At 71.4% G+C, this 14776-nt stretch carries 8 protein-coding genes; 3 read left to right on the forward strand and 5 right to left on the reverse strand.

The window, feature by feature from the left end:
* Nucleotides 1-144: 144 nt before the first annotated feature.
* The 3 genes from ACH4TV_RS22495 to ACH4TV_RS22505 form a co-directional block, all read right to left on the reverse strand.
* Nucleotides 145-861 carry a TSUP family transporter gene (locus ACH4TV_RS22495; protein ID WP_398400759.1) on the reverse strand — a complete coding sequence of 239 codons (717 nt, stop codon included), beginning with the start codon at nt 859-861 and terminating at the stop codon, nt 145-147.
* A gap of 187 nt (nt 862-1048) precedes the next feature.
* Nucleotides 1049-3484, reverse strand: coding sequence for a WD40/YVTN/BNR-like repeat-containing protein (locus ACH4TV_RS22500; protein WP_398400761.1), 2436 nt, complete (start codon nt 3482-3484; stop codon nt 1049-1051).
* Nucleotides 3485-3523: 39 nt separating this feature from the next.
* On the reverse strand, nt 3524-4165 hold the full coding sequence (locus tag ACH4TV_RS22505; protein WP_398400763.1) for a hypothetical protein: 642 nt from the start codon (nt 4163-4165) through the stop codon (nt 3524-3526).
* Nucleotides 4166-5014: 849 nt separating this feature from the next.
* Here ACH4TV_RS22505 and ACH4TV_RS22510 point away from each other — a divergent pair.
* From ACH4TV_RS22510 to ACH4TV_RS22520, 3 genes are all read left to right on the forward strand, one after another.
* The gene (locus ACH4TV_RS22510) at nt 5015-6970 is read left to right on the forward strand and encodes an SMI1/KNR4 family protein (RefSeq protein WP_398400765.1); all 1956 of its coding nucleotides are present in this window, start codon (nt 5015-5017) and stop codon (nt 6968-6970) included.
* Between the two features lie 107 nt (nt 6971-7077).
* Nucleotides 7078-8763 carry a ribonuclease J gene (locus tag ACH4TV_RS22515; RefSeq protein ID WP_398400767.1) on the forward strand — a complete coding sequence of 562 codons (1686 nt, stop codon included), beginning with the start codon at nt 7078-7080 and terminating at the stop codon, nt 8761-8763.
* Between the two features lie 138 nt (nt 8764-8901).
* The gene (locus tag ACH4TV_RS22520; RefSeq protein ID WP_398400769.1) at nt 8902-9630 is read left to right on the forward strand and encodes a spermidine synthase; all 729 of its coding nucleotides are present in this window, start codon (nt 8902-8904) and stop codon (nt 9628-9630) included.
* A gap of 62 nt (nt 9631-9692) precedes the next feature.
* Here ACH4TV_RS22520 and ACH4TV_RS22525 read toward each other — a convergent pair whose 3' ends face one another.
* Nucleotides 9693-11879: an SWIM zinc finger family protein gene (locus ACH4TV_RS22525; protein ID WP_398400771.1), complete on the reverse strand. Its 2187-nt coding sequence runs from the start codon at nt 11877-11879 to the stop codon at nt 9693-9695.
* Entirely contained in the window at nt 11879-14719 is a 2841-nt protein-coding gene (locus tag ACH4TV_RS22530; protein ID WP_398400773.1) for a DEAD/DEAH box helicase, read from the reverse strand. The genes ACH4TV_RS22525 and ACH4TV_RS22530 overlap by 1 nt, the downstream gene beginning before the upstream one ends.
* Between the last annotated feature and the right edge of the window lie 57 nt (nt 14720-14776).

Below are 14776 nucleotides of genomic sequence, written 5' to 3' on the forward strand. Positions count from 1 at the left end.
CGCCTCACCGGCGAGAACACCATCTCCTGGCGCGACCCGACATCACCGGATCAAATTCGCATCCCGGGATGAAACAACGGGATAAAACGACCTCTCATGCCGAGCGACCGTCAAAGGACAAATCGACTCGGTGTCCACTTGACCTTACAGGCCGGCCAATAGTCGCCCGGTGTAGCCCACCATGACGGTCCAGAACAGGCCTGTATATCCGCGCTCACCGATTCTGGCGTTGAAGCGCCGGCCCAGAAACGTCGCGAAGAACATCAGCGGCAGACACGCCAAAGCGACGAGATAATCCCCGCCCGTAAGCAGCGCGGCATCCGTCCAGACGGCGGTTTTCGTGGCGTCCCCGACGAGTGAGGCCATGGAGAGTGCGCCGACGAGGTGGAGGCGGTCCAGGGCAAGTCCGCGGATCGCAAGCCCTTTGAGGGGTCCGGACGTACCGCTGAATCCGGACGTCGCACCCGCGGCGAACGCCATCACCGGGGAACCGCTCCGCCGCCAGCGGCTGAGATCGAGCGTTTCGATCAGAAACGCGGCAGCAAAGCTGACAAGGACCGCGAGAGTCACAACCCGTTCGGACGCGGAAACCAGCAACTTGGCCCCCAGGAACGACCCTACGGCGATCAGGGCGATCACGACGACGGCCTTACGGAATGGGAGGGTCGCTCGATAGGCGAAGACCTTGACCACGTTGTTGGCGCCAAGAAGCAGTGCTGCCAACGCCACCCCGGACTTGGTGCCGAGTACGAGCGCCAGAGTGGGAACAAGAATCAGGCTGCCACCGAACCCCGCCGAAGCGGACAGCGTGAATGCGGCCGCCACAGCCAAGAACACAACTGGAAGCAGAAATGGCTCCATCAGTGCTCCTCAGTCTGTCGGACCGCGAAGTCAGCAACGATGCCCGCCACTTCCACGATGAAGTAGCCCGACGGGATCTGCCACCCGGCTCCGGTGAACGGGGCCGGGGGCATGATTGCCTGATGCGTTCGACGGGCCCTCGGCGGCCGTCCTCGGTCGTGCGGCAGGCCACCTACGAGCGGCCGTCCTACGGGACCGTCGACAGGTCGATGCGGAACATCCCGCGGCCGTGGGTCACACAGACCAGGGTCTCGTCCATCCAGAACAGGTCGTCGACCGAGCAGTTGGTCGGGCCCTCGTTCGTCGGCGACCAGCTCGCGCCGGCGTTCTCGCTGGCGAACAGCCCGACCTCGGTACCGCAGTAGAGCAGCTTCGTCCGCCGCGGATGCACCGCCACGGCGCGGATCGGAGCGCGCGGCAGAGCGGTGGCGAGGTCGGTCCATTGCTCGCCGCCGTCCGTGGTCACCCACAGGTTGCCCTGCTCGTATCCGCCGAACGCGACGTAGGCGGTGTCATGGTCCGTCGGGTGCAGGGTGATGCAGGTGCAGAAGCGCCGTGGTGTCAGCGGGCTCGGGCCGGTCGCACCGACGCGCTCCCAAGTGGGCGTCGTCGCGGTGCCGTTGGCGGTACGGAAGATCATGCCGTCCTCGTGGCCCACCCACACCGCGTTCGAGTCACCGCGCGCCACCGCGATCGCGCTGATCATCGTGCCGGCGTTGGGCTTGACCGCCTTCCAGGTGGGCCCGGTGGTGGCGGTGTTCGGCTGCTTGGCATTGTCCGTCCGCCAGAGCGACACCCCGCCTGCCAGGATCCGGTTCTCGTTGTTCGGATCGAGCACGAACGGCGCGATGAAGAGCGCGTTCTCGTTCTTCGCGTCCGTGATGCGGAAGGGCACCTGCTTCCAGTCCCAGTCGCCTGTCGCGACGTTGAAGAACTGGCCGCTGATGTAGCGGTCACCCTGTGTGTCGTCGGTGGTGGCACCGTCGGTGTTGCGGTGGATGTTCAGGAAGACGTACTCACCGTAGAAGACGTCGGGGTCGGTCGGGTCGGAGGCGCACCAGCCGCCGTCACCGCCGAAGAACGGCCGCCAGTCCTCGGTGCCGAGGGCCGGGTCGAAGGTGAGCGAGCCGTTGTCCTGTGCACCGCCGATGATCTTCCCGCTGCCGGTGTGGCCCGCCCCGGCGTAGAACTGGGTCACGCCGTAGTTGTTCACCAACTCGGTCCAGCCGTTCACGAACGGAGGCTCGGGCTCACTTCCGACGTCCGCCAGGTCATCGGCCTTGAACACCCCACCGTCGTTACCGAAGAAGACCGTTCGGTTGGTGACCCCGTCGTAGGAGGGGTGCGAGACGATGGCGTGCTGGTCGGCGTGGGCCGAGCGGGGATCCCACCACGTGCTGATCTCGGCCAGGTGATCGCCGCCGTCCGTGCTGCGGTACAGGTTGACGCCGCCGACCAGCACCAGGTCGGCGTCGGTCGGGTCCCCGGCCCAGATGGCGTTGTCGTACCAGCCTTGCCCGCCCAGGTAGTCCGACGGGAGGCCGTCCGGGGTCTGTGTCCTCCTCTTCTGGTAGGTCGCACCGCCGTCCCGCGACCGCCAGATCTGGCCGGTGGTCATCTGAACCGACGCATAGACGATCGCCGGGTCCTGCTCCGCGTACGCGAGCTCCACCCTGCCGTTCCACGGACCGTGAACCGCAAGATCCCAGGTGAGACCGCCGTCCCGGCTGAACCAGGCCGCACCGTCCCGCAGCGCGCCGGCGACCGCCTTGCTGCTGTCCTGCGGATCGAATCTGACGTCGCCGAGAGGGGTGTCCAGGACCTGGGTCCAGGTAGCCCGCGCGGCATCGGCGCTGCGGAAGAGGCCGGTGGAGGTGGCGGCGAGGACAACGTCCCCGGATTGTGACACCGAGATCCGGCTCACGAACTGGAAGTCCGGGGTCTGGGTGGCCGCGATCGGAGTCCAGTTGGCCTCGTCCGTGGTGACGAAGATGCCGTTGCCCCGGATGGCGTCGAGATTGTGGAACGCCTCGCCGGTCCCCACGTACATCGTGGACTCGTCGGACGGATCCGCCGCGATGCAGCCGCACGCGAGGTTCTCCAGGAAGTCGTCGACGGGCTCCCACTGGACGCCACCGTCCTCGGTGTGCCAAACGCCGCCGCCGGCGCTCACGGCCCACATCCTGTCCGGCTGCACCGGGTGGATCACGATGCCGCGCGTGCGCCCACCGATGTTTCCGGGGCCGAGCCACACCCAGTTGGCCAGTTGGAGACCGCCCATCGGGGCCGGCCCTCCCCGGGTCCCATGACCGTTCGGACCGGTCGGTACGCCCGCGGTCGCCGGTGGGGCCTCGCGGCTCAGCAGAGCCTGCACCTGCTCGTAGGCCGTGCCCAGGGCGTGCGGTCGGACGTTGCCGTCGTCGCTGCGCTCCTGCTTGAGGCGGAAGACCCCACGGGCTGTGGGCAGGTCGGGAAAGTCGAGACGGAGCAGGGCCCGCCGCACTGCGGATTCGGGAAGGGCCTCAAGCGTCTCGTTCGTCGTGCCCCGAGCTCGGCACAGCAACTGCACCTGCTCGACGCTGATGTGCTTCGACTGGGCGACTTCTTCGTCCGAGATGGTCATGGTGCACCCCTGACTGGGATGAGGACGTACGGGGTGTGGCTAGGGCGGAAGCCTGGGCGCCCGCCTTGTGGTCGCATGGTCCAGTTCCACCTCCCACTTGACCGTGCCGGTGAGGGGATCCATCGCCCTCAGAACTATGGCGCCGGAGCCGGAGCGAAGGACGAGTTCCACGCGTACGTCGCCGACCAGGCTCTGGTCCAGCACATCGGCGGCCGGCTGTGGCGAGGGAGCCGCCGGTGGTACGAGGGATGGCGCATCGACGTCGGCCGGCTCCGGCGGTGCCCCCGCCTCCGGCAGTACCTCCACCGGAGGGCCCGCCGGATCGACCCGCAGGGTGCCGTGCGCCTCGCGCCGGGACTCCTCCAGGACCTGTGCGCTCGGCGCCGCGCCACCGCCGTACCAGGTCCGGGCAACCCAGTGGATCACCACGGCGTCTTCGTCCGTCTCGGTGCGCAGGGTGAAATCGCGGGTGTCGTCGAGGGAGCAGCGCGCCCATGGCGGCAGGTCGACCGGCTCCGACGCCCAGCGGTCTTCACCGGTCTCGGCATCGAGCACCACGACCACCAGCGTCGGCGACGGACCGATCCTCAGGGCCACGACCAAGCCCGCGAGCAGAGCACACGGCCGCAGACTGGGCCCGTGGCGCCACAGCAGCACGCCGCTCTCCAGGTCCAATGCCATCAGAGCGCCTTCGTGATCGTGCACGACGGCTTGTCGGCCGCGCGCATCGACCACGCCGCGCGGAACTCTCGCCATCCGGCCCCCAGGTGGGACATCGCAGGAATGCGGATGCGGAATGCAGAATCACGGGTCCGTCGCGGACAGACCGTCAACTCGCGAACTCACTGCCGACGTGCCGTCAGCGTGTGTGGCTGGACCGCGCCTTGCTCCATTCCAACGGAGCCGACAGGGAGAACGTGACAGTGGCAGACCGTGACAGACAGCGCCAGGACGGCGACGGCTGCCTCCAAAGCACCGCTGCCTGCGTCGGGGGCGACTCCGAAGAGGGCCTCGATCCAGTCGGACCGCACCGGCGCCAGAACGAACGCGAGGCCGCTGAGGAATGCGCCCGCAGCCGCCACCCGTCCACGCAACGTCATCCCACAGCCCTCCGTGGCAACCAAACCGCGCCCTCGCCCTTCCATCGTGCGCCCGCTGCCGGTGGCCCGCAGCTCGGACCCCTGCCCAGTCGTGGCCCTGCCTGGATGGGGCGATTGTCTTCGCGGCCCGGCGACGCCGAGGCGCCGGACCGCGCGGACGCTGACCGGCCGGCGCGGGGATCGCTGCTTTCGCCCCTCCCTCTCACCGTCAGGCGGAGCCACGCGTCCGGGGCGAGCTTCCAGGACATGCCGCATGTTCGCGAGCGCCCTGCCAGGCAAGGGCCTGGCAGCATTCCACCGGCGAGCGAGCGCGCGTCCAGCCTTCCCAGGGCGTAGTCGACTCCTCGTACATCAGGGCGCTGCGCGAGGGACCTGGCAGGCGGCAGCAAGCAGCGGAGCACTGTCAGTGGTTGGTGGCAGCATCGGGCGTATGACGGACATCACGGCATTCGACTGGCGGTCGTTCCTGCTCAGGTGGAGCGGGGAGTGGGCGGATTCCCTGCCGGACGGCGAGACACAGGGCGAGGACGACGAGGCCGCGCGGCGGGCGCGCTGGCTGGGGTTCCCGTCCGCGCCGGAGGAGCGGATCGCAGCCATGGAGGAGCGTCTCGGCCGACGGATGGCACCGTCGTACCGGGAGTTTCTCAAGGTCAGCGACGGGTGGCGGCACGCGGGCGGGTTCGTGTCGCTGCTGGCGGGGACCGCGGAAGCGCGCTGGCACAACAACGAGTCGGAACTCGCGGAGATGTTCGAGGAATACCTGGACGAGGACGCCGGGCCCGAGGAGCGGCAGGAGGTGGACCTCTGGCGGCACGGGCTGCAGCTCGACGTCGAGTCCGACAGCACCTACGTCCTCATGGATCCCGAGGACGTGGACGAGGACGGTGAGTGGGCCGTGTACACGTGGGCGAGCTGGCGGGCCTCTGCACCCGAACGGTACGCGAACTTCCTTGAGTTCATGCAGGACATGCACCGGGAGTTCCACAGCCTCCGGGCGCACCGGAGCGACAGGCAGCCGGTGTTCGCCAACGACACGACGCGAACGCTGGACGCCCTGGTGGAGGAGGCCAGGCTGACGGCTCTGCGCGGCGACTGGGAGCGGGCCGAAAAAGCGCTGGACGAGGCCAAGGGGTACGGCAGAGCGCGGGCCGCCGGGCTGGGTGACCAGATACGCCGCCTGCTCGGACAGGCCTCCGCGGCGTATTTCGACGGGCTGGTGACGGACCCTCAGTATGCTCCCGAGCTGCTGCCGCCCCTGGTCGCCGAGCACGCGGCGCACGCGTACCGGGACGACTCCACGCTGACGTTCCCTCTGCGGGGCGCCGACGACGACCTGGTGTCCCTGGCGTACGCGACGCTGGATCAGGTGCGGAACGGCACGTACCGGTACACGGCGGCCGGACCGTTCGGGGAAGCCGTCGAGCGGGCGCGGGAGCTGGCGCGGTGGGGAGACACCGACGGTGCGTGGCGGACCCTGATGGATGCTCTGCCGCTGTGGGAGCCGCTGGGACCGGACCACCTGGCGCCACTGGGGTGGGTGGCCGACCCGCTGCTCGGGACGCTGCTGACCCCGGAGCGGGGCCGGGAGCTGCTGTCCACTCCACGGGGCGGGCAGGCGGGTGAGGCACCGAGCCCGTCGGCCGGGCTCGACCCGGGCGACCTGGCGTGGCTCGCGCAGCCGGACCCGGGCAACAACCGCACGTCCTACCGGTTCGTCCTGGTGGAAGGTGCGGAGCCGGAGGAGGTGCCCGGACGTCTCACGGACGGGGAGGGCGCCGTGCTGGGCAAACCCATGACCTTCTGGGAGGCGCGCTACGGGCCGCCGCACAGTCAGGGGGAGTTCTCGTCCTACGACGACAGGGCTCTGATGGCGGTCGGGCGGGCCGGTCCCGGTTGGAGCTTCGCCTTCGACGGCGATCCTTCTGCGTTCGACCGGCGGCGGTTCGTCTCCCCGGCGGCCACGGCCGCCGCAGAGGGCACCCGTGCGGTGGTGGTGTGGTGCGGCCTGCGGGCATGGCACGGGGAGCCGTTCTTCCACCTCTCGGTGGCGCGGGACGGTGTCGAGCAGTACGCATTCACGTATGCGGACGGGGAAGTCCGGTCGAGCGGGGAGATATCGGAGACGCTGGACCCGAGCCGGTTCTTCGGCGCCCTGGAGGACGACGCCGAGGTGGAACGGTCGCTGCTGGAAGCTGTGGCCGGGGAGTTCGGTGTGGCACTGCCGCGTCATGCCCTCGTGACCGGGCGGCTGCACACCTTCACCAGCCGCTCCTGGACGCGGCCGCCCAGGGACGGAGAGACCTACGCGGTGATCCGCATGCACCGGGCAGCCGCGCGCCCCGCGGACGGCGGGCGGACGGGAGACGACGGACCGGAAAGCAGCTAGAGACCGGCTCCCGGTCCACCCGCCGGCCGCCTCGGCCACGCCGTGCTGAACCCTCTGGTTGGGCAGCCAGTGGATCACCTCGGCAGAGTCTCCGGTAACGTCGGAATATGAGTCATCCGCATCCCGAACTGAAAGCCGCCCCTCCCCTGCCTGAAGGAGGGCTGAGGGTCACCGCCCTGGGCGGTCTGGGCGAGATCGGCCGCAACATGACCGTCTTCGAGCATGCCGGCAAGCTGCTCATCGTCGACTGCGGCGTGCTGTTCCCCGAAGAGACCCAGCCCGGCGTGGACGTGATCCTGCCGGACTTCACCTCGATCCGTGATCGTCTGGACGACATCGTGGCCGTGGTGCTCACCCACGGCCACGAGGACCACATCGGTGGTGTGCCGTATCTGCTGCGCGAGCGCTCCGACATCCCTGTAGTGGGCTCGAAGCTGACACTGGCGTTCCTGGAGGCCAAGCTCAAGGAGCACGGAATCCGGCCGCGCTCGGTGCGGGTACGTGAGGGCGACCGGCGCGGTTTCGGCCCCTTCAACTGCGAGTTCGTGGCGGTCAACCACTCCATCCCGGACAGTCTCGCGGTCGCGATCCGCACCGCGGCCGGGATGGTGCTGCACACCGGCGACTTCAAGATGGACCAGTTCCCGCTGGACGACCGCATCACCGACCTGCGCGCCTTCGCCCGCCTCGGCGAGGAAGGGGTCGATCTCTTCCTCACCGACTCCACCAACGCCGAGGTCCCCGGCTTCACCACCTCCGAGCGCGAACTGAACCCGGCGATCGAGCAGGTGATGCGTACCGCCCCGCGCCGGGTGATCGTCTCCAGCTTCGCCAGCCATGTGCACCGCATCCAGCAGGTCCTGGACGCCGCCCACCAGCACGGCCGCAAGGTGGCCTTCGTGGGCCGCTCCATGGTCCGCAACATGGGCATCGCCCGCGACCTCGGGTACCTGAAGGTTCCCAGCGGCCTGATCGTGAGCACCAAGGAAATGGAGAAGCTGGCCGACCACAAGATCGCTCTGGTGTGCACCGGATCCCAGGGCGAGCCGATGGCGGCGCTGTCCCGGATGGCCAACCGCGACCATGTGATCCGCATCGGCAAGGGCGACACCGTCCTGCTCGCCAGCTCCCTCATCCCCGGCAACGAGAACGCCATCTACCGGGTGATCAACGGGCTGACCCGGTGGGGCGCCCATGTCGTCCACAAGGGCAACGCCAAGGTGCACGTCTCCGGGCACGCCAGCGCCGGTGAGCTTGTGTACTGCTACAACATCGTCAAGCCCCGCAACGTCATGCCCGTGCACGGTGAATGGCGCCACCTGCGGGCCAACGCCGACCTCGCCATCCGTACGGGGGTCGATCCCGACCGGGTGGTCATCGCCGAGGACGGTGTGGTCGTCGACCTCGTGGACGGGCGGGCGTCGATCACCGGCAAGGTGCCCGCGGGCAACGTCTACGTGGACGGCATGGAGGTCGGCGGCGCCACCGAGGCGTCCCTGAAGGACCGCGTCACCCTCGCGGAGGAAGGCGTGGTCACCGTGGTGGCGATCGTCGACGCCGACACGGGTGCCCTGGCCGAGACTCCGGACTTCCTGGCGCGCGGGTTCGTCCACGACGACACCACGTTCGAACCGGTCATCCCTGTCATCGAGAAGACTCTGGCGACCGCAGCCCAGGAAGGCGTCGGCGACGCCCACCAGCTGGAGCAGCTCATCGCCCGTGCCGTGGCGAACTGGGCCTTCCGTACCCACCGCCGCAGGCCCCTCATCATCCCCGTCATCATCGACGCCTGACCGGTAGCCCCCTTCCCCTCTCCCGCTCTGCCGACAGTGGGCGGCAGGCACGGTTTCGCGCCTGCCGCCCACACCTGTGCAGAGCGGGCTTCCAGGCACCGGCTTCGGGCAGCGTCGGTGCGTCAGAAAGGTAATCGGATGAGCGCGCGTTTCCAGGAGATCGACTGGCGCCCGACAGCGATGGGCGACATCAGCCTGCGCCGCCGACGCGACCCGGTCTCGGGTGCCGATGTGTACGAGGTGAAGCTCGGCGACGAGTTCCTGATGTCCAGCCTCTTCACCGCAGGCGAGATCGCGCTCGCGGAACTCGGACTGGCGGAACTGCCCGGTACCGAACTGGACGTCGTCGTCGGCGGACTCGGACTGGGATACACCGCCCAGGCTGTGCTGGACGACCCCCGGGTGCGCTCGCTGGCCGTGATCGACACGCTCGCCGAAGTCATCGACTGGCATCAGCGGGGCCTGGTCCCGCTCGGCACCCGGCTGACCTCGGACGCCCGCTGCCGTCTGGTTCAGGGCGACTTCTTCGCGATGGCGGCCGATTCGCGCGGTCTGGACCCGACGGAGCCGGGCCGCCGCTTCCACGCCGTTCTGCTGGACGTCGACCATTCGCCGCGCCATGTGCTCCACCCGCGCCACGCGGCGCTCTACCAGCCTGCCGGGCTCCGCGCTCTCGCCGAACACCTCCACCCCGACGGGGTCTTCGCCCTGTGGTCCAACGACCCGCCGGACGACCAGTTCATGGCCGCGCTCACAGAGGTCTTCCCGCGGTCGGCGGCCCATGTCGTCGACTTCGACAACCCCCTGCAGGGCGGCACCTCGACCAACACCGTCTACGTGGCCAGGACAGAACCGGGCCCGTCGTAGGCAGCCGGTCGGCCGGATCCGGGGCGGTCGCCGGACGGCCCGACCGCCGGATCGGGCTCCGGTCAGCCTTCGGCCGGGCTGCCGAGGCCGGTCAGGGCGCCGACCGGGTCGAGGTCAGGGGTGCCGCGGGGCCACCAGTCGTCGTGGCCCGGTTCGGACTCGTACGCGTACCAGAGACCGTCTCGGCCCAGGCGCAGCTGTATGTGGCCGCGCGGGTGGGTGAGGTGGTTGCGCCGGGGTCTGAAGGCGGGGAGGTCGGCGGCGAGGAGGAGGGGGCGGGCACGGTCGAACCGTCCCGCCGGCGGGTCCCAGGCCTCCTCCAGGACGGCGAGTCCGTCGAGCCCGCCCTGCCGCCAGGCGGCCACCGCGCGCGCCAGTTCGGCCGGGGTGCGGCCGGCGGCCCGGGCGAGCGACGCGTAGAGGGCGCGAGTGCCTGCGGTGAGCCCGGAGCCGGGGCGGGCGGCGGCGAGACGTACGGCGTCCTGCCACAGGGTCAGCTCGCCGACCGGGTCGTGGCCGGCGGTGAGCAGCGTGTGGGCGCGGGCGGCCGCGTCGGTCGCCAACTGGTCCAGCGCGAAGGGGTCCGGGCCGCCAAGGGCCGCCGGGTAGGCCGGGGGCGGCTCGGGATGCGGGCGGGGCGGCAACGGGGCCGGGAGCAGCGGAAGGGTGCGCGGGGCGAGGGAGTCGGAGGCCCGGACCCCGGGGAAGGGCGCCGGCTGCTGTTCCTGGGCGGCGCGGGCAGCACGGGCGGCGTTGCGCCGGGACAGCTCGTCGAGCACCTCCCGCTCGCTCCGGCCCCGTAGGAGAAGCAGGACGAAGGGGTCGGCGTCGAGGAGGCGGGCGGTCTGGTAGCAGAGTGCGGCGGCGTGCTTGCAGGGGTGACCGGAGTCGGGGCAGCTGCACCGGGGTTCGAGGTCGCCGGGGCCCGGCAGCAGCGGAACCCCGCAGTCGGCGAGGGAGTGGGGCATCTCCTTGTCGAGCAGCGCGGCGATGTGCCCGGGCCGCTCCACGGCGGCGTCCAGGAACCGCTCCCACTCCTGGTCGCCGAGCGTCCGCAGCCCCACCTGCACGCGGTACGGCCGCGGCCTGGAGCCCTGGACGTACGCGAGCACGAGCCCCGGTGTCACGGTGATGGCGTCGACATGCCCCTTCTCGGCATACCCGCGCCCCCGCACCAGCCGGGCCGCGTCCAGCGCGCCCTCCTCCAGGGCGGCCACCCAGGCGTTCCCCCACCAGCTCTCCGCGAGGCCTGCGCCTGGGGACGCCGCCCGGTCCCCCGAGGCCCGCAGGGCGGGGAAGGTGCGGCGCAGCTCACCGTCACGGCCGGGGGCGGCCATGGAGGAGGGGGCGAGGCGTGAGTCGTTGGGGGGCGGTGGGGTGGGCGGCGCCTGCCGGAACCGGGCGGTGCCCGCGGTGCCCAGGCCGTTCGGAGTGCTCGGGGTGTCCCGCGGCTCGTACGGTGACGCTTCCGGCGCCTCGCCGGCCAAGGCTCCGACCGGTGAGACCCGCGGGGCAACGGCACGCAGAACGTCCCCGAGGGCCACCGGCGCCGAGATGTCCGCGCGCGGCTCGTGGTCCGGCGTCTCCGGACCCGTGAGCGGAGTCGCGGGGGGCTCGTCGGCGGGCAACTCGAAAGCAGCGGCACGCAGGTGCCGTACGTCGTGCTTCTGGTCCCCGGGACTCAGGTCACGTGCGCTCCGCCCAGGGGCGGGCCGGACAGACCGCCGGGCGGCCTCGGCTCCCGCGGTCTCCGCGTCGATCCGGGCCCGGCGTGCCTCCCCACGCGCGGCACGCAGGGCCTCACGGGCGACATCACCGGGACGCCCGCCCCGGCGGTCGCCGATGTCGCTGGACGCCTGCGAACCATCCGGAGTCTCCGGGTCCGACCCGGTCGAGGCACCCGTCGGGCGCTCGCCCACGGCCGGCGTCGTCGCGCCCCGCAGTGCCGCACGGGCCAGGTCCGCCGGCCGCACCTCAAGCCCCGCGGTCTCCGCGGGCTTCTCGGGCCTCCTGTGCTCGCCAGACCTCTCCGGCTCCGCGGGCCTCTCAGCTCCCGCGCGGTCCTCGTCCGGCGCCGTGCCACGCGTCCCTGTCGTCTCCTGGCCCGCGCGCTCCCGAGCGGCCCGCAGGGCCCTGCGCGCGACGTCGGCGGGCCGGTCCTGCTCGGGCTCGCCCGCCGGCGGGTCCCCGGGCCGCACCGGGTCCTCCCCCACCGGAACGTGCTCTGTCGACCTCTCCTCGGCCGGCATCACACCTCCCTCCGCAGCGAGACCAGGTCGGACAGCTCCCGGGCGGTCAGTTCCGTGAAGGACGACTCGCCGGAGGTCAGGATCGCGTCGGCCAGGGCCCGCTTGGACTCGAGCATCTCCGCGATGCGGTCCTCGACCGTGCCCTCGGTGATCAGACGGTGCACCTGGACCGGCTGGGTCTGGCCGATGCGGTACGCGCGGTCCGTGGCCTGTTCCTCGACCGCCGGGTTCCACCAGCGGTCGAAGTGGATGACATGGCCGGCGCGTGTGAGGTTCAGGCCCGTGCCGGCGGCCTTCAGGGAGAGGATCAGGATCGGGGTCCGGCCGCTCTGGAAGCGGTCCACCATGCGTTCCCGTTCCAGGACCGGTGTGCCACCGTGGAGCAGCTCCACCGGGACCGCACGGGCCGCGAGATGGGAGGTGATCAGGCGGGCCATCCCGACGTACTGCGTGAACACCAGTGCCGAGCCGTCCTCGGCCAGCAGGGTGTCCAACAGCTCGTCCAGCAGGGCGAGTTTGCCGGAGCGGGCGGCCAGCCGGTCGCTCGCGGCGGGTCCGGGAGCCTCCTCCTTGAGATACAACGCGGGATGGTCGCAGATCTGCTTGAGGGAGGTCAGCAGCTTCAGTACGAGGCCCCGGCGTCCGATGCCCTCCGCCGTTTCGATGGCGAGCAGCGACTCACGCACCACCGCCTCGTACAGCGCGGCCTGTTCGCGGGTCAGCGGGACCGGATGGTCCGTCTCCGTCTTCGGTGGCAGTTCCGGGACGATGCCCGGGTCGGACTTCTTGCGGCGCAGCAGGAACGGGCGGACCAGACGGGCGAGTCGGGCCACCGCCTCCTCGTCCTCGCCGGTCTCCACCGCGCGCGCGTGCCGGGCGCGGAAGGACTTCAGGGGGCCCAGGAGACCGGGAGTCGTCCAGTCGAGCAGGGCCCAGAGTTCGGAGAGGTTGTTCTCGACGGGGGTGCCGGTGAGTGCCACGCGCGCGGGGGACGGGATCGTGCGCAGGGCCTTCGCCGTCGCCGAGTAGGGGTTCTTGACGTGCTGTGCCTCGTCCGCGACGACCATTCCCCACGGCTGTTCGGCCAGCCGGGGTGCCGTCGACCGCATGGTGCCGTACGTCGTGAGGACGAAGCCGCCCTGCATGTCCTCCAGGGTGCGGTCGGGGCCGTGGTAGCGGCGGACGGGGACGCCGGGCGCGAAGCGGTTGATCTCGCGCTGCCAGTTGCCGAGCAGGGAGGCCGGGCAGACCACCAGCGTCGGTTCGCTGCGGGCCCGCCGCAGATGCAGGGCGATGAGGGTGATCGTCTTGCCGAGCCCCATGTCGTCGGCGAGGCAGCCGCCCAGGCCGAGGGAGGTCATGAGGTCCAGCCAGGCCAGCCCCCGGAGTTGGTAGTCGCGGAGGCGGGCCTGCAGTTCCGGCGGCGGCTCCACCGGGGCCACGCCCGCCGTCAGCCGGTCCCGCAGGGCCGCCAGCGCCCCGACAGGGACCGCCTCGACGCTCTCGCCGTCGACCTCCACGCGGCCGGTGAGCGCCGCCGAGAGGGCGTCGACCGGGTCGAGCAGCCCCAGTTCACGCTTGCGGGCCTTGCGGACCAGGGCCGGGTCGACGAGCACCCACTGGTCCTTGAGGCGTACGACGGGCCGGTGGGCCTCGGCCAGCTGGTCCATCTCGGCCTCGGTGAGCGGATCTCCGCCGAGCGCCAACTGCCAGCGGAACTGGAGGAGTTCCTCGCTGTCGAAGAAGCCGGTGCCGTCCTTCGCCGAGCCGGGCGCCGGGCGTACGACCGCCTGGGCGGTGAGGTCCTGGGCGAGGTCCCGGGGCCAGTGCACGGCGACGCCGGCCGCGGCGAGCCGGGTCGCGGCCACCCCGAGCAGGTCGTACAGCTCCTCCTCGGAGAGTGCCATGACGTCGGGCTCGTCCCGCTCGGTGAGGCGGTCGAGCGGGGGCCAGACGCGGGCCGCGCGGCGCACCGCCAGGGCGGCGTCCACGCGGGCGCGTGCTCCGAAGGCATCGTCCGCGGTGCCCGCCCACAGGGCCGCCGCGTCGGTCACGAGGGTGGGGTCGGCGAGGCTGTGCACCTGGACGATCGCGGCGCCCGCGGTGGGCGCCCGGTCGGGGTCGTCGAACAGCTCGTACGCCGACAGGTCGAGGCGGAGTGAGATCCGCACGCCCGCGTCCATGCCCGCGGCGACCTCGGCCGCCCAGTCCTGGGCGCCCGGCAGGCGCTGTGCCTGGCGGGCGGCGAAGGGCAGTCCCGCGGCGTAGGGCGCCGCCGGGGTGCGCGGGAGGGTGTCCGCGACGGCGTCCAGGAAGGCCCGCAGCAGCGCCTCGGGCTCGGGCAGCAGCAAGGGGCCGGGGCCGGGAAGGGGCACCGCGTGGCCCTCGTACGGCAGGGCCGCGGCGATGGCCCTGAGGTGGGCTATGTCGTCGGGGTCCAGGGGGCCCGCACGCCACGCGTCGTGGCCGGTGGGCGTGAGTCCGGGCAGCAGCCTGCCGCGGGCCGTGAGGCGCAGGGCGTGCAGCGCGGCGGCGCCCCAGCAGGCCGTGGCGGGGTGGGCGGCGGGGTCGCGGCGGGCCCGCACGAGCAGCGGCAGTGCCGTGTCGACGGGCAACGACAGCGCGGGGGTGGTCCGGCGGCGGACTCCGGCGCCGTGTCGTCGTACGACCGTCAGTTCCGTAGGCCCGTCGTGTCCGGCTGCCTCGGCGGGCAGGCCGGTGTCCCCCGTCGGGTCCCAGAAGGCGATGCGGCCCTCGCGCGGGAGCGGGGCGGGGAGGAAGACGGCCGCGAGGCGCACGGACACGTCCGCCACCGCTGTCACCGACGCCTCGTCGCTCATCCGTACGTCACCTCCCGCCCTCGTGTCGTGTCCGTCGAGTCGGACGTCTTCGACTGT

The organism is Streptomyces sp. NPDC020898 (genome assembly GCF_044333925.1).
In the GTDB taxonomy this organism is placed as follows: Bacteria; Actinomycetota; Actinomycetes; order Streptomycetales; family Streptomycetaceae; genus Streptomyces.